Annotated in this window: 20 protein-coding genes; 6 read left to right on the forward strand and 14 right to left on the reverse strand. The window is 63.4% G+C overall.

Features of this window, described 5'->3' with window-relative positions:
• Positions 1-291 precede the first annotated feature (291 nt).
• Together VHD36_17120 and larC are read right to left on the reverse strand one after the other, a co-directional pair.
• Positions 292-1,647 (reverse strand): nicotinate phosphoribosyltransferase, encoded by a 1,356-nt coding sequence (locus VHD36_17120; GenBank protein HVU89048.1) that lies wholly within the window; start codon positions 1,645-1,647, stop codon positions 292-294.
• 52 nt (positions 1,648-1,699) lie between these two features.
• Entirely contained in the window at positions 1,700-2,875 is a 1,176-nt protein-coding gene (gene larC / locus VHD36_17125) for a nickel pincer cofactor biosynthesis protein LarC (protein HVU89049.1), read from the reverse strand.
• A gap of 256 nt (positions 2,876-3,131) precedes the next feature.
• Here larC and VHD36_17130 point away from each other — a divergent pair, with 256 nt between their 5' ends.
• Positions 3,132-4,040 (forward strand): hypothetical protein, encoded by a 909-nt coding sequence (locus VHD36_17130; protein ID HVU89050.1) that lies wholly within the window; start codon positions 3,132-3,134, stop codon positions 4,038-4,040.
• An 18-nt stretch (positions 4,041-4,058) separates the two neighbouring features.
• Here VHD36_17130 and VHD36_17135 read toward each other — a convergent pair whose 3' ends face one another.
• The gene (locus tag VHD36_17135) at positions 4,059-5,006 is read right to left on the reverse strand and encodes an SMP-30/gluconolactonase/LRE family protein (protein ID HVU89051.1); all 948 of its coding nucleotides are present in this window, start codon (positions 5,004-5,006) and stop codon (positions 4,059-4,061) included.
• 375 nt (positions 5,007-5,381) lie between these two features.
• Between VHD36_17135 and VHD36_17140 the strand changes: the two genes are divergently transcribed.
• The 4 genes from VHD36_17140 to VHD36_17155 all read left to right on the forward strand — a co-directional run bounded on the left by VHD36_17140 (position 5,382) and on the right by VHD36_17155 (position 10,159).
• Positions 5,382-6,428, forward strand: coding sequence for a sugar ABC transporter substrate-binding protein (locus VHD36_17140; GenBank protein HVU89052.1), 1,047 nt, complete (start codon positions 5,382-5,384; stop codon positions 6,426-6,428).
• A gap of 61 nt (positions 6,429-6,489) precedes the next feature.
• Entirely contained in the window at positions 6,490-8,007 is a 1,518-nt protein-coding gene (locus tag VHD36_17145; GenBank protein ID HVU89053.1) for a sugar ABC transporter ATP-binding protein, read from the forward strand.
• A 62-nt stretch (positions 8,008-8,069) separates the two neighbouring features.
• A complete protein-coding gene (locus VHD36_17150; GenBank protein ID HVU89054.1) occupies positions 8,070-9,107 on the forward strand; it encodes an ABC transporter permease in 1,038 nt (345 codons plus the stop codon).
• Positions 9,104-10,159, forward strand: a complete 1,056-nt coding sequence (locus VHD36_17155; protein HVU89055.1) for a nucleoside hydrolase — start codon at positions 9,104-9,106, stop codon at positions 10,157-10,159. Before VHD36_17150 ends, VHD36_17155 begins: the two co-directional genes overlap by 4 nt.
• Positions 10,160-10,334: 175 nt before the next feature.
• Here the strand turns inward: VHD36_17155 and serC are convergent, their stop codons facing one another.
• The 6 genes from serC to hisF form a co-directional block, all read right to left on the reverse strand.
• A complete protein-coding gene (serC, locus tag VHD36_17160) occupies positions 10,335-11,420 on the reverse strand; it encodes a 3-phosphoserine/phosphohydroxythreonine transaminase (GenBank protein HVU89056.1) in 1,086 nt (361 codons plus the stop codon).
• Positions 11,421-11,649: 229 nt separating this feature from the next.
• Positions 11,650-12,396: a hypothetical protein gene (locus VHD36_17165; protein HVU89057.1), complete on the reverse strand. Its 747-nt coding sequence runs from the start codon at positions 12,394-12,396 to the stop codon at positions 11,650-11,652.
• Between the two features lie 127 nt (positions 12,397-12,523).
• On the reverse strand, positions 12,524-13,147 hold the full coding sequence (locus VHD36_17170; protein HVU89058.1) for a hypothetical protein: 624 nt from the start codon (positions 13,145-13,147) through the stop codon (positions 12,524-12,526).
• 4 nt (positions 13,148-13,151) lie between these two features.
• Complete coding sequence (locus VHD36_17175) at positions 13,152-14,912, reverse strand: ATPase, T2SS/T4P/T4SS family (protein ID HVU89059.1); 1,761 nt, start codon at positions 14,910-14,912, stop codon at positions 13,152-13,154.
• Positions 14,912-16,060, reverse strand: coding sequence for a PilT/PilU family type 4a pilus ATPase (locus tag VHD36_17180; protein HVU89060.1), 1,149 nt, complete (start codon positions 16,058-16,060; stop codon positions 14,912-14,914). The genes VHD36_17175 and VHD36_17180 overlap by 1 nt, the downstream gene beginning before the upstream one ends.
• A 42-nt stretch (positions 16,061-16,102) precedes the next feature.
• Positions 16,103-16,876 carry an imidazole glycerol phosphate synthase subunit HisF gene (hisF, locus tag VHD36_17185; protein HVU89061.1) on the reverse strand — a complete coding sequence of 258 codons (774 nt, stop codon included), beginning with the start codon at positions 16,874-16,876 and terminating at the stop codon, positions 16,103-16,105.
• A gap of 429 nt (positions 16,877-17,305) precedes the next feature.
• Between hisF and VHD36_17190 the strand changes: the two genes are divergently transcribed.
• The gene (locus tag VHD36_17190; protein HVU89062.1) at positions 17,306-17,584 is read left to right on the forward strand and encodes a hypothetical protein; all 279 of its coding nucleotides are present in this window, start codon (positions 17,306-17,308) and stop codon (positions 17,582-17,584) included.
• A gap of 103 nt (positions 17,585-17,687) precedes the next feature.
• Here the strand turns inward: VHD36_17190 and VHD36_17195 are convergent, their stop codons facing one another.
• The 5 genes from VHD36_17195 to VHD36_17215 all read right to left on the reverse strand — a co-directional run bounded on the left by VHD36_17195 (position 17,688) and on the right by VHD36_17215 (position 22,706).
• Positions 17,688-18,611, reverse strand: a complete 924-nt coding sequence (locus VHD36_17195; protein ID HVU89063.1) for a hypothetical protein — start codon at positions 18,609-18,611, stop codon at positions 17,688-17,690.
• Positions 18,612-18,950: 339 nt separating this feature from the next.
• Positions 18,951-20,933, reverse strand: coding sequence for a helicase C-terminal domain-containing protein (locus VHD36_17200; GenBank protein HVU89064.1), 1,983 nt, complete (start codon positions 20,931-20,933; stop codon positions 18,951-18,953).
• A 45-nt stretch (positions 20,934-20,978) separates the two neighbouring features.
• Complete coding sequence (locus VHD36_17205) at positions 20,979-21,857, reverse strand: thiazole synthase (GenBank protein ID HVU89065.1); 879 nt, start codon at positions 21,855-21,857, stop codon at positions 20,979-20,981.
• A 4-nt stretch (positions 21,858-21,861) separates the two neighbouring features.
• Complete coding sequence (gene thiS, locus VHD36_17210) at positions 21,862-22,128, reverse strand: sulfur carrier protein ThiS (GenBank protein ID HVU89066.1); 267 nt, start codon at positions 22,126-22,128, stop codon at positions 21,862-21,864.
• Positions 22,129-22,187: 59 nt separating this feature from the next.
• Entirely contained in the window at positions 22,188-22,706 is a 519-nt protein-coding gene (locus tag VHD36_17215; GenBank protein HVU89067.1) for a hypothetical protein, read from the reverse strand.
• Positions 22,707-22,856 lie beyond the last annotated feature (150 nt).

The following is a 22,856-nucleotide window of genomic DNA, read 5'->3' on the forward strand; positions in this document are numbered from 1 at the left end:
CAAACCCAACAAACGACTCTACGAAATGCTCTGCCACTACCTCAGCGGCTGGGCCACACTCGACGAACTTGAGCAAGCTATCGCCAAACATCACGCCACAGCGAAACCCCCGTAGCAAATCTTGAACCGAACACTATTGGGGGAGGGTTAGGGTGAGGGCTATTCAACGTCGAAGCCGATGGCCGATCCCCTCACCCCGGCCCTCTCCCGGAGGGAGAGGGAGTTTGCGGACAGACCGGTGGTACGATCGGGTGTTCGAACGCTTACAGCTTAAAGTAGGAAGGCTAGGCTTTATTTCGCCTGCCGCAGCGCCGCAAGCTGCCGGTCCGCCTCGGCGGCGAGGGCGTGGAGTGCGGGCGAAATCTCGACCCGGTAAGGCTCTGCCTCATCCAGTTCTCGCAGTCGGGCCGGTAGCATCTTCAATTGAGTCGCAACGCGCTCACGAATCATTGCCAGGCTTTCGGGTGGCGCGAGACGCTTACCGCCGCGCATCACGGGAACTAGCAAAGGCTCCCCCGCGGCGGACGCGGCTTCGGTCGTGACCACGTCGTGGTCGAGCTTGCCCGCGTTGTCGAGCGAGCGATAAATCTGCTTGCGGCCGGGCCAGGTCGCCTTTCCTTCCGAGTGTTTGCGCGTGGGGCGGCCTGCGTATTCGGCCAGCTTGTAGACGAAGTCGAGATACGGGGCGTCGGCCGATACGTCGCTGGCGGTGCCGACGCCAAAAGCGTCGATCGGCGCGGCCGTGGCGATCAGCTCGGCCAGCTTGAACTCGTCGAGGCCGCCACTGGCAAAGATCGTCACGCGATTCAGCCCTCCTTCGTCGAGGATCCGGCGCACGTCGCGGGCATGGGCGGCCAGGTCTCCGCTGTCGATGCGCACGCTGCGCAGCTCGATCCCTTCCCGGGCGAGCACCGGCGCGAGGCGCACACACACGCGAGCGGCCTCTTCGGTGTCGTAGGTGTCGAGGAGATACGTGACCTGCCGCGGCAAGGAGCGGGCAAAGGTCACAAGCGCACTGGCATCGTCACCAATGGCCTGCACCAGCGAATGAGCCATCGTGCCGAAAAGCGGAATCTCGAAATCGCGCCCGGCGGCGACGGTGGCCGTGCCGGCAAAGCCTGCGATATACGCGGCGCGCGCGGCCAGAATGCCCGCCTCGGCGCCGTGCGAGCGGCGAAAACCAAAATCAACGAGCGGCTTTCCTTGCGCGGCCAGCACGGAGCGCACGGCTTTCGAGGCGATCAACGTCTGAAAGTGTACGAGGTTCAAGAGCCGCGACTCGACGAATTGTGCCTGTTCGATCGGCGCCGTGACACGCAACACCGGCTCGTCTGCGAAAAAAATCGTTCCCTCGGGCAGGGCGTCGACGTCGCCGGTGAAGCGCCAATCGGCCAGACGCTCGACGAATTCGGACTGCAAATGTCCGCACTTGGCGAGCCAATCCAACTCCTCTCGGCTGAATCGCAAAGACTCCAGCAGTTCGAGCGCTTGCTCCAAACCTGCGGCAATGAGGAAATTTCGACTGTGCGGCAACCGGCGCACGAAGAGGTCGAACACAGCCACATCGCGCAAGCCGGCGCGATGGTAGCATTGCAGCATGGTCAACTGGTAAAGGTCCGTGGCCAGGGCGTTGGAAATCGGTTGCATGGAAGCGTGCCTCTGGCGGTTTTCTTGGCTGAAAGATTACCGTCGACCGCGACTAAGCACGGGCCGCCGCCTCGAACGCTTTCTGTGCGGCCTCGAAGACGGCCTTCAGCGGCACTCCCTTTTCGTTGGCCACGCGCTGGCATGCTTCGAACTCGGGCGAGAAGCTCGGGGGCTGCCCGGCAATCCAGCCGAGCTTGCCTTCGATCGGCCCCCATTCGGTCTCGACCGTGTGTTGCCGCCGTTCGAGCTTGTGCCGGCTGACGGGCCAGCGCCGCACGCCCAGCGTGTTCGTCTCGCGAAATAGAATCCGCTCGATCTTTTCGATCTTCTCGGGGGGGCAAAGGACCGAGAGCATGACGCCGGGCCGGTTCTTTTTCATCTGGATCGACGTCGTGTACACGTCCAGTGCGCCGGCTTCCCACAGCCTGGTCGTGCAGTAGCCGATGACTTCGCCCGTCGTATCGTCGAGATTGGTTTCCAGAACCCAGACCTGGTCGCTGCTGAGCGGATCGGCCGCCTCGCCGACGAAGACGCGCAGCAAGTTTGCCTGGTCCGCCAGATCGCGCTGGCCTGCGCCGTAGCCGACGCGCTCGACCGTCATGGTCGGCAGCGGCCCGAACGTATCGACCAGCGTGGCCAGTATGGCCGCGCCGGTGGGCGTGGTGAGCTCAGCGGCCACGTGGGACGTCGCCAGCGGAATTCCTTGCAGCAGTTCCGCGGTGGCCGGTGCGGGGATGCTCACGCGGCCATGCGCGATCTCGATGCTTCCCTGCCCGGTCGGCACCGGCGAAGCGTGAATGCGATCGACCGCGAGCAGGTCCCAGGCAACGGCGGCGCCGACGATATCGGCGATCGAATCGACGGCGCCCACTTCGTGAAAATGAACTTTGCGGATTGTGGTGCCGTGGACCTTCGCTTCGGCCTCGCCCAGCCGCGTAAAGATGCGCTTGGCGACATCTTTCTGCCGCTCGCTGAGGCCGCTGGCGTCGATCATGTCGGTAATGTGATGCAGATGGCGGTGGGCATGCTCGGGCTGGTGCTCGACCGTGACCTGGGTGGCGCGGAAGCCGTTCTTTTTGACTTCGGTAGCGACGAGTTGGCAGCCGGCAATGCCCAGCGATCGGACCGCCTCGTTCAAGGCTGCCAGGTCGACGCCGGCATCGACGAGTGCCCCCAGCGTCATGTCTCCACTGATGCCACTCATCAAATCGAGATAAGCAATTTTCACGACAAAAATCTTTCTAGATTCGCGGCCTTGAACGCCGCTCGTAATCTCAATTCTAAAACGGTCTTCGGGCGAGCATGCTCGTTGTTTCGCCCACCCGGCCGCAATCGCGCGGATGGGTCGGTCGGCCCGGCTGCGGCTGCGATTGACGCATTTTCCCGGGACGACTACAGTTCCCTGCCGCTAGCTACGGGAATGGTTGTCCGTCTGGCGGCAGCTGGCTATTTCCTGTCCGAAATCCGTCACCAGGATACCTTGCGTGGCATCTGCTCTCAAAGGCTCGGCGAAAAACAAATTCGTGCCGCGACCCGGAGCGCTTCCCGCGCGGATGCGCGTCCTGTACGTGACGACGTACGCGCGCACCGGCGGCTGGCTGGCCGACGCGTTGGCCGCCGACAGCGCCTCGGACGTTGTGCTGGAAGAGGCCAACGGCTTTGCCGCCGGCCTGGCCCGCTTGCGCGATGAAGTGTTCGACGCCGTGCTGGTCGGCCATCAACCGGGCGAGCTCGATGCACTGGCCCTGGCCGAGGCACTGCGTACGGCCGGCTGTGAGGAGCCGCTGGTCGTACTGGGCGAAGACGACGAGAGCGAGATGACCGCCCTGTGTTTGGAAGCCAATGCGGATGCGTACCTGCGCATCCAGGATACCACCACCCGCACGTTGATCTGGGTCGTGGCTCGGGCCATCGAGCGGCATTTCCTGCTGCGCGAGAACCGGCGCTTGACGCAAGCCGATCAGCACCGCCTGGAACTCGAGCATGGTGACGCCGCGCAACTGCTGACCGAGCAGCGCGGCCTGATCCGAGAGTTGGATACGCAAGCGGCCGCACGAAGCGGAGCCTTCGACGAGTCCTCGACCGTCGACGATTTTCCGGCGCCGCGTGCCCCGCTGCCGCCGCAACTGGAAGCGCATTATCGCGAGTTGCTCCGGACGTACGTTCTGATGGGATCGGGCAACCTATCGGTCGAGATGCGTGCTCTTGCCCAACTGTTGGCAGCGGCCAATATTTCGCCCGCCCAGACGCTCGAGCTGCACCTCAACGCCCTGGAAAGCCTGCTCAAGGGGCTGGGAAATCGCAGTGCCCGGCACGTGATGAATCGGGCGGACCTGTTGGCGCTCGAGATCGGCGCGCAACTTTGCGAGGCGTATCGGCAGCGGGCAGCGTGAGCCGCGCGGCGCTACGTTTCACTTCTTCGCCGGCAGGATCACAAGCCCCGGCACGCCCAGATCGAGGCGGAACAATCCGCCGCCGCCTGCTTCGGGCCCTAGACCGCCGGTGACGAATAGCTGGTCCATTTTGGGACCGCCAAAGGCCACGTTGCTCGTGGTCAGGTTGCCGCCGGGATAGCGAGCGATCAGCTTCCCTTCGGGGTTGAGCACTTGCACCTCACGCATTCCGTAGTGGGCCACGTACAGGTTCCCCGCCGCATCGAGGCACATGCCGTCGGGCTGGTTATCGATCTGCCCCTTGGCCTCGTCCTTTTTCGGCAAGTCGGCGAGCACACGGCGATTCGAGAGCCGGCCAGCGCCGTCGACCTGGTAAACGTGTACGCGGTTTTTCTGGCTTTCGCCGACGTACAGCAGCTTGCCATCGGCCGTGAGCGCGATGCCGTTCGGGAAGGCTAAGCCGCTATCGCAGAGGTGAGTCTTGCCCTGGGCGTCGACATAGTGGACCGTGCCGATGGGCTTCTCGGCACTCGATTCGCCGGGATCGGTGAAGTAAAAGCCGCCGTGCGGCGTATCGAGCGTGAGGTCGTTCGGCCCGCGCAGCGCGGCGCCGTCGCATTCGGTCGATGCCGGATCGAGCAGCTTGCCGTCGGCCGCCAGGTGCAAGACCGCGTGGCGGCTGGCATCGCAAACCAGGTGAGTGCCGTCGGCCAATACCTTGTGGCCGTTGGGCGCGCCGGTCACGGCCCAGTTGCGGTGCGTGCCGTCGGGCGAAAACTGGACGATCGTGTCCCCTTCGCTAATGTAGCCTTGGTCGGCATGGTCGAAGACGACGCCCTCGCAATAGTGGGGCACTTCGAAGAGTTTCTCGGCCTTGGGGGCCAGGGTGTCATCGGCGACCGAAGTGCGAGTCGCTGCCAAAACCGGCAGGGTAAGCAGCACAAGGAAGATCAATCGTCGGGGCATAGTTACCGTCTAGCGATCAGGGAGGAAATCTTGGGTGCAGAACTGCCAGGAGGGGACCCCGAAGCGGCGCAGCGCGGCCCCACGCGGCATGCGTTCAGGCTAGGCGAGAGGGCACTGGACCGCAAGCGGCGCGTCGGCAGATTTGGGATCGCTTCACGCCGGCGACGCGGGGCTTCATTTGCGGCGCAAACGGCGGCTTGTGGGCCTGCGGCGCTCGGTTTAGAGTAACGGGTCTCGACGTTGTTCGCCGCGGGAAGAACGTACGCCTTCGCTCAAAAATCGCTCCTCGGAACGCTTCGTCGCGCCGCGCGCTGTTCTCGCGCGCCCGCGAGCTCAAGCGTTTGCCGTCGCCAGCGCATCGCAAGGAGTTCTGTCGTGACTTTCAGTAAAGCCAATGCAAGTTCGCGCCGCGGTTTCTTGCAAGCTACGGCCGCGGCGGGTGTGGGCCTCGCGCCGCTATTGGCCGGCTGTGCGTCATCCGGACCGGCGGCAGAGCAGGGGGGGCGGAAAAAGCTGAAGGCCGCCATGGGGAACGCCGGCCTGCAAAGCACCTGGTGTAAGCTCGGCAAAGACACGGCCGAGTTGTGGGGCGATCTGCTGGGCGTGGAAATCGTGTGGTTCGATGGCGAATTCGATCCGCAAAAGCAGCGCAACAAGCTCGACTTGATGGTCGACGGCGATTGGGATTTTTGCTGCTTTCAGGCCGTGCAAATCGATTCGCTGGAAGAGCCGGTTCGCCAACTGAAAAAGCGCGGCGTGCCGGTGATCTCGATGGATACGATGCTCGTGGATCGTGACCGCATGCGCGAGGTCGGCGTATGGTGCGAAGTCACGCCTAACCAGGAATTCATGGGCGAAAGCAGCACGCGCTACTTGCTGAAGAAGATTGGCGGACGCGGCAAGGTGATCCACATCGGCGGATTGAGCGCGCACTCGGGCGCCATCGGGCGCCGCGACGGCTTTGAAAAGGCGCTGGCCGATTACCCGGATGTCGAAGTGGTCGGCGGTGGCGTGCGCTGGTGCGACTGGGAAAAGCAGACGGCCCGGGACACGTTCGAAACGCTGCTGGACCAGAGCCAGGAACCGATCGCCGGGGCTTTTTTTCATAGCGACGACATGGCGCTGGCTTGCCTGCCGGCCCTGGAAGGGACGCGGCATTCGAAAATGGTCGTCACCGCCGTCGACGGCCAAAAAGAGGGGCTGGCCGCGATCCGCGACGGCAAACTGGCCGCCACGACCGTCAACCCGGTCTGCTTGATTCACATGACGGCGCTCGCCCTCGGGCAGTTTATCGCTCGCAACAAGGAATCGGTCGAGAATGTCCCGCTGGAGATCATCACGCCGGGGCCACTCGTGTCGCTCGAGACGAACAATCTGGACGCGATGCTGTACCTGGCCGATCCGCGGCACTGCCTGGTATGACGTGAGCGCGACGGGGAATGCGTATCTTTCTCTCCTGGTCCTTCGCAGTGCGACGACGATCGTGAATAGCTCGACCAGTTCACCCGCCGCCGCACCGCTCTTGGAATGTCGTGGCATTCGCAAGCATTTCGGCGGGGAAGCCGCCTTGGACGGCGTCGATTTCTCGCTTGCAAGCGGCGAGATTCATGGCCTGGTCGGCAGCAACGGCGCCGGCAAAAGCACGTTGATGAAGATCCTCGCCGGCGCGCTACCGGATCACGAGGGAAGCGTGACCCTCGACGGCCGCGTGGTGGATCTTTCCAGCCCCCAGGCGGCGCTGCGACATGGCATCGCGATGGTCTACCAGGAACTATCGGGCATTGGACAATTGTCGGTCGCCGAGAACCTGTTCCTGGGGCGACAGCCGACGACGACGTTGGGCCGCATCGATTGGGCCAAGATGCGCCGGCAGGCGGCGGAACAACTGGCCGAGTTGGAAATCGACATCGATGTCGATCGCCGACTGGCCAGGTGCCCTCTGGTCGTGCGGCAAATGGTCGAGATCGCGCGTGGCTTGCACAGCGGCGCTCGTGTACTGATCCTCGACGAGCCGACGAGCGCCTTGAGCCCGCCCGAGACGCGGCGGCTGTTCGCGTTGCTCGCACGGCTGCGCGAGCGCGGCGTGGCCCTGGTGTTCATCAGTCATTTCATCGAGGACGTGCTGGAAATCTGCGATCGGGTGACGATTTTGCGCGGCGGGCGCGTGGTCGAGACGCGCCCCGCGGGCGAGCTCGACAAGCATTTTGTCATTCAAAGCATGTTGGGACACCGGCTCGACGCCCGCGAAGTGGGCTACGAGGAGGGCGTCGTGCTGCCACGACGCGCGGCCGCGCCGCCGCGACTGGTCGCTGAGAAGCTGTCACTGGCCGGCGCCTTTCACGACATCGATCTCGCCGTCGCGCCCGGCGAGTGCCTGGGAATCTATGGCTTCGTAGGCTCGGGGCATCAAGAGCTGGCGCATTGCCTGGCCGCCGCGCGGTGCGTCGATAGCGGGCGCATTTTGGTCGGCGGAGCAAGGCTTTCGCCCGGCAACACGCAACAGGCCGTCGGGCAGGGGGTGGTGCTGGTCGCCTCGGACCGTGGACAGACGCTGGTGCAGGATGCCGAGATCTATAAGAACGTGACCCTGGCCCATTTGAAACGCCGGGCCGGAAACTGGCTGACTCGCGGTCGCGAGATCGCGATCGCCGAGCCCGTGCTGCGGCAAGTCGGCTGCCGGCCCGTGGCGCCGTTGTTGCGGGCGCGTAACTTGTCGGGGGGCAATCAACAGAAAGTCGTGATGGCCAAGTGGCTCTTGGGCCCGATTCGTGTACTCGTGCTCGATGAGCCGACGCGCGGTATGGACGTGGGCGCCAAAGAGGAGGTCATGCGTCTCGTGGCACAGCAAAAACAAGCCGGCGCCGCGATCGTGCTGGCTTCGACCGAGCCGGAGATCGTGCTTGCGCACGCCGACCGGATCGCGGTGATGAGCCGCGGGCGGATCAGCAAGGAGTTCGCCGGCGAAAGCGTCGATAAACCGTCGCTGCTGCGCCATGCATGAGTAGCTGCTGCAAGATCATGATCTAATTCCCTGCAAATCGTCCTTGGAAGCGAACTTCGCACATGTCGCGCCCTGCTGATGAATCCAAACCGTTTTGGCGACGCCTGCCAGGGCGATTCGAGGCGCAGGATATTGCGCCGCTGGTCAGCCTGGCGGTGCTGGTGCTGTTTTTCGCGCTGGCGACACCGGCCGGCACGTTCTTGAAGCCGTCGACGGTGGTGCAAATTCTCAAGCAAGGGTCGGTATTGGCCATCGTGTCGGTCGGTCTCACGTACGTGCTGTTGTGCGCCGAGATCGATCTGGCCGTGGGCATGGTGGCCCTGTGGACCGCGTGTCTGTGCGGTTGGCTCTTCGAGCGCCCCTTCGCCGCCGGCAAATCGGGGGCGGGTGAAACGTCGGCATTGATCGTGGCTTTCGTGATCGCGGCGCCCTTGTTGACGAGCCTGTTATTGGGGCTCGTGTCGGGAGCGCTCACGGTGTGGTCGCGGCTCCCCAGCTTCATCATTTCGCTGGCCATGATGAACATTGCCGACGGCATGTCGCGCTGGCTGACCAAGAGCGAAAAGCTGGCGGTGCCGGCTGTTTTGAAAACGATCGGCAATCGTGGCATCGAGATCACCGATCGCCTGGAGCTGCCCTACAGTGCTATGCTGGCTGCCGTGGTTTTTCTGATCGGGCACGTCGTGCTGCAACACACGCGCTTCGGACGTTACGTGTATATGACCGGCGGTAATCGCGAGGCGGCGCGCCTGGCCGGCGTGCGCACGGGGCGCATCGTGATTGCCTGCCTGGCGATCTCGGCCGTTACGGCGGGCGTGGGCGGACTGGTCAATGCGGGGCGGCTGAACAGCGTCAGTCTCGATCAAAATGCCGACTTGCTGTTGAGCGCCGTGGCCTGCGTGGTGCTGGGCGGAACCAGCCTGTTCGGCGGCTCGGGCGGGATGGGCCGCACCGTGATCGGCGTTCTTACATTCAGCGTGCTCAAGGTCGGGCTGAACCAGGTGACTTGGATCAATGACCTGGCCCGACCGCTCTTGATGGGATTGGTGCTCTTGGTGGCTTTGGTCGTTAACGGCTTGCTCTCGAAAGAAAAAACATGATGCGCACCTTTGGAAGGATCTCGCTGCTTTTTGTCGCGGCGTGTTCGGCGCTCTCGATGATTGCTGCTGCACGCGCCGCCGAGCGCGCCCGGCCGATTCCGGTGATTTTCGACACGGATATCGGCAACGATATCGACGACGCGCTGGCGCTGGGCGTGATCCACGCCTTGGCCAGTCGCGGCGAGTGCCGGTTGGCGGCGGTGACGATCAGCAAGGATAATCCGCTCTGTGCCCCCTTCATTGACCTGGTGAACACGTTCTACGGACGCGGCGATATCCCGATCGGCGTCGTGCGTGACGGCAAGACGCCCGAGGATGGCAATTACTTGCGTGGACCGGTCGAAGCAAGGGACGGCGACCAGGTGCGTTTTCCACACAAGCTGCAAAGCGGCCGCGACGCGCCCGAGGCCGTGGCGTTGCTGCGGCAGACGCTCGCGAAGGAGCTCGATGGCTCGGTGGTGATGATCGTAGTCGGGTTCTCGACCAACATTGCGCGGCTGCTCGACTCGCCCGGCGATCAGGTTTCTCCCCTATCGGGCAAGGAGCTGGTGGCCAAGAAGTGTCGGCTGTTATCGATCATGGCCGGCAACTTCGGCGCGATGCCGGTGCCGGAGTACAACGTACACGTCGACGTGCCGGCGGCGCGAAAGGTATACGCTGAGTGGCCCACGGAGATCGTGGCGAGCGGATTTGAGATCGGCCTGGCGATCAAGTACCCAGCCGTGAGCATCGAGCGTGACTTTGCCTATGTGCCGCACCACCCGCTCTCGGAGGCGTATGCCCTCTACATGAAAATGCCGTACGATCGCGAGACGTGGGACCTGACGAGCGTGCTGTACGCGGTGCGGCCCGACCGGGGTTACTTCACGCTTTCCGAGCCGGGCACGATCACGGTCGACGAGAAGAACATCTCTCGATTCGCCCCGTCGGCCGCCGGTAAACACCGGTTTCTGAAAGTCGACGCGGAACAGATTGCGCGGGTGCGCGAGGCGCTGGTAATATTGGCCAGCCAACCGCCTGATACGTGCGCCAAGCCGGCTTCCGCGAAATGATCGCAGCCCGTACTTGTGCGCAGCCACCCTAGACAAGTGTTCTGTCAGAGTGAAGATTAGGGGGTGCCATGCTCACGCTCGCGTGAGCATGTGGCTACAAACCTCTCGAGTACAGCATGGCCACGGCGAGCGTGGCCATGGCACCCAGATCCCGCAACGAATGCACGACGGACCGCTAGTGCTTCTTGCGGAACTCGCTCATGAACTGGGCGAGCAGCTCGACGCCGGCTAACGGCATGGCGTTGTAGATACTGGCGCGAATACCGCCCACGGAGCGGTGCCCCTTCAGGTACCACAGGCCGCGCTCTTTGGCTTCGGCCAGGAAGGCGGTTTCGACTTCGTCATTCGGAAGTCGGTACGTGACGTTCATCAGCGAGCGGCAAGCCGGCTGGGCGTGTCCTTGGTAGAAGCCGCGGCTCTCGTCGATGACGTCGTACAGAAGCCTGGCCTTCTGTTCGTTCAGCGCGCGCATCTTGGCCAGCCCGCCAATGTCGTCCAGCAGCCAGCGGGTGACGAGCATGACGACGTAAACGGCGAACACCGGGGGCGTGTTGAGCAGCGAGTTATTCTCGGCCAGTTGGCGGAAGCTGAGCATCGTCGGCACGTTTTCCGTGCAGGCGGCCAGCACGTCGTCGCGAAGGATGGCCACCGTGACGCCTGCCGGTCCCGCGTTCTTCTGGGCGCACGCGTACAAGAGCCCGTACTTGTCCATCGGCAATGGGCGGCAGAGAAAATCGCTCGACGCGTCGCACACCAGCGGCACCTTGCCGACGTCGGGCTCGTCGAGGAATTGCACGCCTTGGATCGTCTCGTTCGATGTGATGTGGACGTACGACGCCTGCGGATTGAGCTTCAGTTCGCCGGCGGCCGGCAATCGATCGAAGTTTGTTTCCTTCGAGCTGTACGCGACGCGCACCTCGCCCTCGCGGCGTGCTTCTTTTTCGGCCGTCTGTCCCCAGGTGCCGGTTACGATGTAATCGGCGGCACGCCCCGCTGCGAGCAGGTTCATGGGGATCATCGAAAACTGCAGACGCGAACCCCCTTGGAGGAAGACAACCTGGTAGTTCTCGGGCAGCGCCAGCAGCCGGCGGAGATTCTGGATCGTGGTGTCGAGGACGCCTTCGAACCACTTCGTGCGATGACCGATCTCGAGCACCGAGACGCCCTGGCCCGGCAGCGCGAGCATGTCACGCTGAACCTCTTCGAGAACCGGCAGCGGCAGCACGGCCGGCCCTGGGGAAAAGTTATAGACGCGCTGCATTCGACTTCCTCCGATGAATGGGACACTTAGGGCGAAGGCCCGCATGGCGGACGCGCAGGAGGCGACTCACAGCCCGGCCTACCCACCGCCCCGGCGCCTCTTAGACACGGATCCTACAGGCCGCGGTTCGCGATGCTTCTTGGCCTTGCGCTGGAGAGATTCTAGCGAATTGGAAAATCGGCCAACAGGCCCGGAGCGCACGAGGTAGCTCAGATCCGAGCGCCCTGAATCATTTCAGCCAGTCCGGCGGACTCGTTACGAGATCGACTTTGGTAATCCACCAGAAGTCCGTCCCGCGGGGTCCGCGGGCGTCGCGTTCCAGCGAGGCGCGAACCAGGACCGTTTTGAGTTCATCGTGTTCCTTGTAGGTCACGGCCCACACGGAAACGATGCGCTCCTTGAAGGGGTTGTAATTGTGGCCCTGCGTTTCCAGATAGCGGACCTGGGAATTCATGCCGATCTTTTCGATCGCTTGCACGAGCGGCCGCTCGGCCAGCTCACGCAGCGCCTTGAGCGCCCGTGGCTCGTCGCGGTAGTACTGGACAGGGTCGTCGCCGGGAGGCAGACGTGTTGCCGGGGGGAGCATCAGTTCCACGGCCGCTTCGAGCCTGTGCTGACGCACGTCGTCCAGCCAGGCCTGCATGACATGCCGTGCCTCGTAACGGGTGCGCAGGTTCGAAGCAAGGTAGTTGGTCGGGGCGGCCGCAGCCACGACCAATGACAACGACAGGCCCACAAGCGCCAAGGTGCGGCCGACCAGCCGCGGCGCCTGCGAGTGAATCCGCGCCAGCGACACCAGGTTGATGATCGCTGCCACGCAAGGCAGCGTCCAAAGTACAGGATGAATAAGGGCCGTCGCAGAAATGAGTGACGCGACAAAACCGAAGACCGCGCTGGCACTGACCGCTCGGTACTCGTGCAGCTCCGACTCTTGGTAGTGACGATCGGCCGCGTGCTGTTGCTCTAAACCTGGCATGCTGACAACACTCCAACCGTCGCATTGGCTCGCAATTTCGAGGAAGTACCGAAAATCGACGGTAGCCGGGCGCGGCGGGCGCTGTCAAGCAACGCACGTACCGCAACTTGGCATCGCGTGCAGATCGCTATTTACGCTTGGAAACCCAGACTTGCACGCCCTTTTGCATGATCGTCCGCCGCGCGGCGTACTTCACCATGAACTGGCCTTCGGGATCGAACACGTGCGCGTCCGGATTATCGGCCGGGGCGCTGCGTGAAAACGTTCCAAGCGACATCTTTTGCATGAAACCCAACCATTGCCGATCGGGTGCCAGGCCGAAGAACATCCGCTCCTCGGGCTTGAAGCCGCCGAACAGGAAGTTCTTCGACAGCGGAGCCATGTGCAGGGTCATGGCGATGAAGCAGACCAGGACCCAACCGACCCAACCCGCGAAGAAGAAACTGCCGATCTTGTCGACCATGGCGGGAAACCTGACGCGCACGCGCGAAATCGAATCGGTCACGATGCGCAAAGACAGGTAAAAGCCCGCGAACAGCAGCCAGATCACGGGAAAGTCGAAGACGTACACGCCGTTGGGTTGTGACGACAGACATTTGCGCACCAGCGGCTCCCAAAAATTGGTCGCCAACAGCGCCGCCGTGACCACGTTGAACAGCACGATGGCATTGCTCCACATCCCCTCATTGCCCAAGCTGGCAATGGTGATGATGACGATCAGGGCGAAGACGCCAGGCAGGATCAGTTCCATAAGGCTATTCCTTGAGCACGCGCATCAACTCTTGCAGCGACGTGATTCCCTTGGCCACCAGCACGATCCCCTCTTCTTGCAGCGTGCGCATGCCGGCGCGCCGCGCCGCCTGGCGCACCGCCGCCAATTGCGGGTTTGTCGTTAACGCCTGCCGGACGTTGTCGTCGACGATCAACACTTCGAAGATCCCGGTACGCCCGATGTAGCCGATACCTTGGCACTCGGTGCACACTTCTTCCGGCTGCTGGGGCGTACGATACAAGGCCTCGATGCGTCCGGCAGGGATGCCCAATTGCTCGAGCAACTGAGCGGTCGGCGCAAAGGCCTCTTTACACTTCGGGCACAGCTTGCGAATCAATCGCTGGTTGACCGCCGCGACGACGGCAGGCCCGAACTGGGCCGGCGGAACCTTCAGTCGCAGCACCTGCAGCAGCGAATCGGCCACTTCCTTGGCGCGCACGCTGGTTACCACCATGCGATTCTCGTTTTGGACCTGTTCGCATAGCATGGTGGCGCTTTCGGCGTCGACCATGTCGGGCACGACGTACACGTCGGGATGCTCGCGAATGATTTTCGGCAGGACGGCCGCCGGATTCTGCCCGGCCGCGGGGTCGAACAACGTGACGACGACGTTTTCGACGTCGAGTTCCTTGGTCGCCGCGGATTCGATGCCGACGAAGCCACGGACAAAGCGGTCCATCTCGCGGATCGTGGCGGGAAACAAAGTCGACAACCCGCCGGCCGGCGGCGTCGACACGACGATCATTCCCTGCGGCTGCGAAAGAACTGCCTTGAGGTCCTCGATCAGCTTGGGACGCATGTCGAGGTCGACCAGCCGTTCGAGCTTTTGCTTGCGTCCCTGTAATTGCAGCAGAGCCCGCTCGCCCGTTTTGGTCCCTTGGCTGAGCACCTTGCAGGTGTATTTGACTTTCTCGAACTCGGCGCCGAACGTCCCCTCCTGGCGTTTGACGCGCTGCTTGGCGTCGAGCCCGGCGATCGTTTTCATCACGGCCAGCATGGCGTCGCCGGACTCGCGATCGCGGGCCTCGGCATCGTGCCACACGCCGTCGATCTGGTAGCGCATGGCGACCGAGGCTTGCGTGAAGTCCATCAACACGCCGTCCACGCGCTTGCCGATGACCTCCGCGACCAGCGCCTGCGTCAACGGATAGCCGATCGTCTGCCGGGCCAAGAGCAGGTTGGCCGTGTTCGTGCGTTCGTCCTTGCCCTGCGGCTTCAGATCGACCGGAGGCCCTTTGCCGCGCCGGGTGCTTTCGGCGGCGATCTTGATGCCCACGACCTTCAGATTCTCGGACAGCCAAAAGCGAATATGGCCGGGCGTGAAAACCGTCTCGTCAATCGTGACCTTGGAATTCCGATGCGCGACGTAGGCGAAAAATGGCGCCGCCCAGGCCACCAGCATGAGCGGCATATCCAGCCAAAACCACGGCAGCGTCCACAAGAGAATGAGCGCCGCGACGAACGTGAAGAAAGCCACCAGGTTCCAGCGCTTGTAATCGAGCCGCAGCGTGGTCGCGTCGCGGCTCATCCAATCCGTGGAACGAACCCAGAGCAAAAAGATCACCCAGCAGACCAGGATCTTGATCCAGCTGAGGTAAAAGCCCGGCCCGACCGGAAAGGTCGTGATGTTATTGGCATCCAGCCCGGGATAGCTCGGAAACGTACCGAAATCCTGGGCCGACGCGCGTTGCGCATCGGCCAAGGACCAGAGCACCGCCAGAACCAGAATGAACAAGCGGTGCATCAGAGAATTCCAGGCGCGCGGACGCTAATTCCTTTGAGCGCCATCCGCAGCGCGTCGACGTTCGGTGCCACTTCGAAGGCCGTGGCTCGATCGATGAGTTCTCTATCGACGAGCCCCTTGAGACTCATGGTGAAGTCCTGCATCCCTTCCTTCTCGCACATCACGATCGCGTCGGCGAGCTTTTCGTCATGTCCTTCCAGCAGCAATTTACGAATCGTCGGGTTGAAGGTCATGATCTCGACCGTCGGCACGCGGCCGACGCCGGGCTTGATCGAGGGCAGCAGTTTCTGCGCGACGATCCCCTTCATATTCATGGCGATGGCGCTGCGGAGAGCGGCGTGCATGTTCTGGGGGAAGAGGTCGAGGATACGGCCGATCGTCGAGGGAGCGCTCGATGCGTGGATCGTACCGAACACCAGGTGCCCGGTCTCGGCGGCGTGAATGGCCGTGAGGAACGTCTCCTCGTCACGCATTTCGCCCACCAGCATCACGTCCGGGTCTTCGCGGACGGCGTGCTTCATGGCGATACTGAAATCCTTGACGTCCAGTCCAATCTCGCGCTGGTTGATCAGGCACTTGTCTTCGGTGAAGACGAACTCGACCGGGTCTTCGAGCGTGAGAATGTGCTTGCGGTAGTTGCGATTGATCCAGTTGAGCATCGAGGCGATGGTCGTGCTTTTTCCCGAGCCCGTCACGCCGGCCAGCAGCACCATGCCTTGATGGAACTTGCACAACTCTTCCATGACCGGCGGAAGGTACAAGCCTTCGAAGTCGGGCACGAAGTTGTTGACGCGCCGAGCCACCATGCCCATGTGCCCAAGCTGCTGCAACATGTTGACGCGAAAGCGCCATAGTTTGCCGTCGACCTCGACGGTGTGGGCGAAGTCCGCGCCGCCGGTTTCATCGAAAATGCGGCGGTTGCGCTCGTTCAACAGGGGCATGCACAGGCGGACCATCTCCTCGTCGTTGATCGGACCGCGATTCATCGGACGCAGCGTGCCGTTGACGCGCACGATGGGGGCGCGATCGACCTTCAGGTGCAGGTCGCTTCCGCTCAGCTTGACGAGCGCGCGGAACAACTTGTCGATCTCGTATTCCTCGCGGCGGCCGAGAAACCTGTCTGCATTGGGGGGTGCTGCGGTTGCCATGCGTGCCTCGACTTCCTCTGTTCGCCCGATTTCCGGACCCGATTACGCGGAGAGCCGCACCGGGACGCCGCGCGCGTGCATCATGCGCTTTGTCTCACCAATACTATACTGGCGGAAGTGAAAGATGCTGGCGGCCAAAGCCGCGTCGGCCTTGCCGAACTGGATGGCGTCAGCCAGATGATCGGGATGGCCGGCCCCGCCGCTGGCGACGACCGGAATCCTCACCGCCTCGCTTACGGCGGCCGTGATCGGCAGATCGTAGCCGTTTTGCGTGCCGTCGGCGTCCATCGACGTCAGGACAATCTCGCCCGCCCCCAACTCTTCGACCTGCTGCGCCCAGGGGACGGCTTCCAGACCCGTGCTGACCCGACCCCCGTTGATGTGTACTTCGAATAGCTCGCGTCCGTCCCTCTGGACACGCTTGGGGTCGATGTTTACCACGATGCACTGGCTGCCGAATCGGCGTGCCGCCTGGCGGACGAATTCCGGGTCGCGCGGGGCGGCCGAGTTGATCGACACCTTGTCGCAGCCCGCGTTGAGCAGTTGGCGAATGTCCTCGAGCGTGCGAATACCGCCCCCCACGCACAGTGGCATGAACACCACTTCCGCCGTGCGGCGCACCACGTCGAGCATGATGTCGCGCCCTTCGTGACTGGCTGTAATGTCCAAAAAGACCAGTTCGTCGGCTCCTTCGGCCTCGTAACGGGCGGCAACTTCCACCGGGTCGCCGGCGTCGCGCAGGTCGAGAAACCGGGTCCCTTTCACCACGCGACCGCGGTCGACATCAAGGCAGGGGATGACCCGCTTGGCGAGCATTTTCACGTCTACCTGTTCCTCCGAATGGGGGGAGCGACTGCACGCCGCCCGCCAGCACCCCGGAAAAGGTCATTTTGCGCCACCCACGGCCGATGGTCAACGTCCAACCGCGAACCCTCATATCGAAGACATCCTCAAATGAGGAGAGACTTTGTGTCCGACGCCTACCACACGCCGGATACTCCTTAGGAGCCTTGCCGGCGGGTCGATTGAGAGTTTTGGCTGCGCGCCTCGCTCAGCCTTCGTTACAAAACGGCCGAATTAGGACTTGATAGGCCGTCCCCTGCTTCCAAGGACGCGGGCTCGACGTTCCCTGAAAGTCAAAGTCTCGCTATTTTTACGATCCCCTCTACGGCAGGCGGCGTAGAGACCTATTGCCCCCAGCCCGCGTACGGCGGGTCCAATTTCTCAACACGGCGGAGGTGTTCCATGAAATTCGTGAAGCGTCTGTCGATCCTGTCCGGGGCAGCGTTGCTTACGCTGGGCGCCCTTTCTGTCCCGGCTGGCGCTCAGAACACGACGAGCTCATCGGTCCAGAACCAGCAGCCGCGGACCACGGCTCGCACGACGGCGCAGCAGCGCCGTAACTATCGTGCCTACTCGTACGAGCCCTCGCGCGGCGGGGACATCTCGGTGCGGGCGTCGTCACCGACCTGGCAGCGGGCCGACTCGAAGGTGAAGTTCCGCTACGGACCGGCTCCTTACTAAACGACGAAACGCAGCGAAACTCCTGGAAAACGAAAGGGCCAGGCGACATTCGCCTGGCCTTTTTTTATCTCGGTTCGGCACTGTCGAGCCAACTTAGCCTGGCTCATTCCATGGAAGCGACGGCCTGGCTCGGCGCCTCGCTCGTCGAGATCTCCCGCTCCACGGGCAGGCCGCGCAGATGACGCCGCCACTGCTGCTCGAGTGCCCCCACGCCGGCAATGTCATAAACCTCGCGCAGCGCCACGTCGTAGCCCTGATCGGTTGCCGTCAGCACGAACGTGACGAGTTGCTCTTTGGAACCGACGCGCATCAGAAAGTCCACGAGCGACGCGCTCTGGCCATAGAAGGCGCCCATCCGCGAGGGATGCGGATAGCTGTCGAGCGTCAAAAGCTCGGCCAGGCGGAACTCGCCGCCCGCGGCCACGGCGGCCCGCAAGTCGCGACCGTGCAAACGCTGCTTGGCGACCGGATCGGCCTGGATGGCCATACCTTCGTCAGCCCAGTGGGGAATCTGCACGTGGGTAAAGCGGTCGGCCAGCACCACGTGGGTCATCTCATGCGGCAGGGCTTCGGTAAACCAGTCGGCACGATCGCCGCGAATGTCGATCCGCCGCAGCACCACCTGGTCTTTGTCAAAATCGATCAGCGATGAACCGGTCGTTTGCCGCGCGCCGGGCCCAACTTCCTTGATGTACCCTTCCAGCCGGCCGTGAATCACGATCTGGCAGCGAGGGTTCCACGCCTTGCGATCCTCTTCGCAAAGCCACGACTTGCACAGCTCGGCTCGGACCTTTTCGACAGCCGCGGCCAGATCAGGACGCGACTGATAATTCGCCGGCCGGCAGATCGAGAAATTCTCGGTATCTTCGATGATCCACGAGCCCGAGCGGCGCACGGTTGGCTGGACGGCGGTCGCCGCGCATCCGGCATCGCAGGCCGCGCACCCTTCGGTTGGCGAAGCGCCGTAAGCCCGCGGGGCACAGAACAGAGAGGCCAGAACGAGCAGTCCGCAGCAGCTTCGTCGCATCGGCGTTCCATCGGCGTCAGGGGAGTCGAACAGGCGGCTTCCTTGCTCCATCGAGCGACCACTTGACCATGGTCCTTCCTGTTCGCCCGGACGCTTAAAACAAACGCTGTGCCAGGAGGTGCAAAGGGGTACACCATGACCATTCCGATGCCATTCATGGGTAGCGACTTACGACAATCTTTTTATTTCCGGCGAGCGCCGTCCGGCGGCATAACCAGCGCTCTCTTGCCTGGGCTTTAAGCACGCTTTGCCGCGTGTTGCGACATGGGAGAGGGCGTCGAAAGGGCCTGAAAACTGCCCGAAAATCAGGGCCAGAAAACTGACGAAAACGGCCCGCGATCAAGCGTGGGCGGGAGCACGCTCGATGACCCGGCGGCAGTTAGGCAGAGAGCCCAAGAAAACCTGGCCGTACGGTTTATGAATCACCCGCGAGTCGAGGATGACGACCGTCCCCGTGTCGGACTGCGTGCGTATCAAACGGCCGAAACCCTGCTTCAGCCGCAGCGCGGCCTCGGGAAGCTGATAACTGCGGAACGGGTCGCCGCCGGCCGCTTTGATCGCTTCGGTCCGGGCTGAAAGCAGCGGGCGATCGGGCACCGTGAACGGCAGTTTCGGGATGATCACCGTCCGCAGGGCTTCTCCCGGCACGTCGACCCCTTGCCAGAAACTGTCGGTGCCCAAGAGCACGCCGCGCGGGTCGGCCTTGAAGCGCTCGACCAGTGCCGTGCGCGAGCCGCCATCGGCTTGCGAGTAGAGCGCCAGGTTGCGAGCGGCCAGCCAGGGTGTGAGCTCGGCCGCGGCCCGGCGCAGCATGTCGTAACTGGTGAAGAGCACGAAGGCGTGACCGTCACTGCGCTCGACATAGCGCTCGATCATTGCCAGGCTCGCCCGTTCAAAGGCGTCGCGCTGCGCGTTCGGGTCGGGCATGCCGTCGACCAACACCAACTCGGCCTGGCGCTGGTAGTCGAAAGGGCTGCCCACCGACAGCGTCGGGACGCGCGTCAGCCCGACGCGCGACTTGAAGTAGTCGAACGATGATTCGTTTCCGATCGCCAGCGTGGCGCTGGTCATGATCACGCTACCGACCTTATCGAACAATTGCTCCCGCAAGTCGGGACCGACGTCGATCGGCGCCGCGGCCAGCGACACGCGCGGGTGGCGGCCCCCGGTGACCTCGACCCAGTACACGTTGCGGTCCAGGCGTTGCTCGATCCAATCGTCGGCTTGACCGGCCAGCGCCGTCAACCGGTCGGCCGCGGCTAGAAAATCCTGCCGCTCCTCGCGCTCGACCGCGAAATCCCCCTGGCTGCGCACCATGCGGGATAGTTTCATGAGGGCGGGGCTGAGCGGGTTCTGCACGATGCCGGGCCGCTCCACGCGGCCTCCCGAGCCGCCGTTGAAATCGCGCCACGTGCGCACCGTGTCGAAGAATTCGTCGGCCGCAAAGCGGCATTCCAGCACCTGCCGCTGGGCGTCGGCCAGTTTGCGCTCGACCAGCAGGCCCCGATTCGTGCGGTCGTTGTACAACTTGTTGAGCGCGTACTCGATATTGCCCGAGCGCAGCTCCATGCCCAGGTGGTCGCTGGCCACGGTCTCTATGTTATGGGCTTCGTCGAAAACCACGGCGTCGTAATCAGGCAGAATGCTGGCTCCCTGGCGACGCAGCGCCAGGTCGCTGAAGAACAGGGCGTGATTCACGATCAAAATCTGGGCGCCCTGCACGCGCCGCCGTGCCTGGTAGTAAAAGCACTCGCCGTACGTCGGGCAATCGCGCCCCATGCAATTGCCGTGATCGCTTTGCGCCTCGTCCCAGACCTGGGGAAGCGGCCGATAATCAAGATCGGCGAGCGAGCCATCGGTCGTCACTTCGGACCATTTAATGAGCTTGCGCAGCGCGTCGAATTCGGCCTCTTCGCGAAAGATCGAGCCGGCGCGGCCAGCCGCGCCGCGCAACCGGCGGCGGCTCAGATAATTGTGCCGGCCCTTAACGAGCACCGCCGAGAATTCGAGCGGGATCACGGCGTTCAGTAGCGGCAGGTCCTTCGTGATCAACTGTTCTTGCAGGCTGATCGTGTACGTCGAGATAACGATCCGCCGGGCGATCGGCTCGTCGCCGGCGGCAGTCGCCAGAATCGCGGGCACGAGATAGGCAAAGCTCTTGCCGACGCCCGTCCCGGCTTCGACCACCAGGTGCTGTCGATTGCCAAGCGCCTGCCAGACGGCCTCGGCCATGCGCAACTGCTGCGGCCGATCTTCATAGCGCGGCAAGCGGGCCGCGATCCGTCCCTCGGGTCCCAGAATCTCGGCAGGTGTGAGGTTCATCCGAATGCGCCGCGGGGTGCTTCCGTGCTCCGTGCGAATCGCGCCCTAGCGAGGCCGGGCCGGCGCGATCGTGCCTACTTCCGGACTACTTGCCGTGGCGTACAGCTTCTTGGGAATGCGCCCAGCGAGATACGCCAGCCGACCCGCTTCGGTCGCCGCGCGCATCGCTCGGGCCATGGCCAATGGGTCAGCCGCATGCGCGATGCCGGTGTTCAAGAGCACGCCGTCCACGCCCAGTTCCATGGCGATCGTCACGTCACTGGCCGTGCCCACGCCGGCATCGACGATTACGGGATAGTCCGGGTCGCCCTCCTTGAGGTATTCCAGACAGATGCGGATGTTGTTCGGGTTGAGGATGCCCTGTCCCGAGCCGATCGGGCTGCCGGCCGGCATCACGCTCGTGGCGCCGGCCTCTTTCAGCCGCCGCGCCGTGATCGGGTCGTCAGTCGTGTAGCACAGCACCTGAAAGCCCTCGGCCACCAGCTTTTCGGTGGCAGCCACCGTGGCGATCGGGTCGGGCAACAGCGTCTTCGCGTCGCCCAGCACTTCGAGCTTGACCCAATCGGCGCCCGGGTTTTCGATCCCCAGCAGAATCTCGCGCCCCAGCCGGGCCACGCGAACGGCATCATCGGCCGAAAAGCAGCCGGCCGTGTTCGGCAACAGCACGTAGCGGCTGGTATCGATGTAATCGAGGATGTTGCGGCCGGCGGCATCGACCAGGCGCTCGCGGCGCACGGCGACCGTGATGCAATCGGTGCCCGAAAGCTCCAGGGCCTGGGCCATCAACTCATAGCTTGCGTACTTGCCGGTGCCGACGATCAGCCGGCTGGCCAGGCGATGACTGCCCAGGAGAAAACCGTCGCCCGACGGATCTTGCTCGTCAGGCAAAGCAGGCGTGCTACTGCGCGTGGCGGTGGGGCCCATTCGTTTATCCTCCTCCCACGAGCGAGACAATCTCCACGCGATCACCGTCGGCGAGCACGTGTTGGGCATGCTGCCCGCGGGGGATCAGTTGCAAGTTGACTTCGACGGCGATTTGTCGCGGCGGCAGGCCAAGCTCGTCGACCAGCGCGGCCAAGGTCGTGGCCGGCCCGAGAGAGCGCGGCTCGCCGTTACAGACGATCGTTACGGCGCCAGACGAGGGTGCGCGGCTCGTCGAATTCGAGGATGCCGGGGCAGCAGGATGCTTGGTCACAGCGGCATTTTAGAGCCGCTGCGCGCGGGCGGTCAAGCGGCGCGAGCTGTCGTGCCGCATTACTGGCCGCGGATTGCCTGCGTGCGGAACTGCAGGACGTCGAGCCGGAAGAGTTGTCCCTTGAACTGCATCACGCTGGTCGCGAGGCCGCGCGTCCAGGGAACCGCGTAGGCCACGACGCGACCGCTGCTGGTGTCGGCGACATAGACCACCGAATTGCCGGGCTGCATCTGGCCTCCCTGGCGGCGCAGGCCCGCGCCACCGGTGACCATCATGAACTTCGGGTTCTGATTGGCCTTCAGGCCCAGATCTTCCATGACCGAGGCTTCGAAGGCGCAGGTGAATTTGCCGGTCGTCGTGCTCAGCACGGCGCACTTCAAACTGCCCGTGATGAAATCGAGCAAGAATAGCGCTTCGAGTTCGTCATCGACCCAGCCCGTGGCGATCGAGAAGTTGTCGGTGTGGTCCGTGGCCACAGCGTGCATCGGCGCGTGAGGGAAGAATCCTCCTGCGACGAGTCCCACGACCAGCCCCACCACCAGCCACGCGACCGATTTACGGCCCAGCGACGGCGCCATGATTGCCTCTCCCGAATAAGCGATGCGCCAGCGTTCCCTGCCGCGGCCCGCATCCCCCACTGAAGCGCATGCTACCGCGCTTGCCAAAACCACACCAGATTGGCTTTACCGTGGGTTTTGCCCCCCGCGCGGCACTACAATCCGCCGTCA

This window comes from Pirellulales bacterium (genome assembly GCA_035546535.1).
GTDB lineage: Bacteria > Planctomycetota > Planctomycetia > Pirellulales > JACPPG01 > JACPPG01.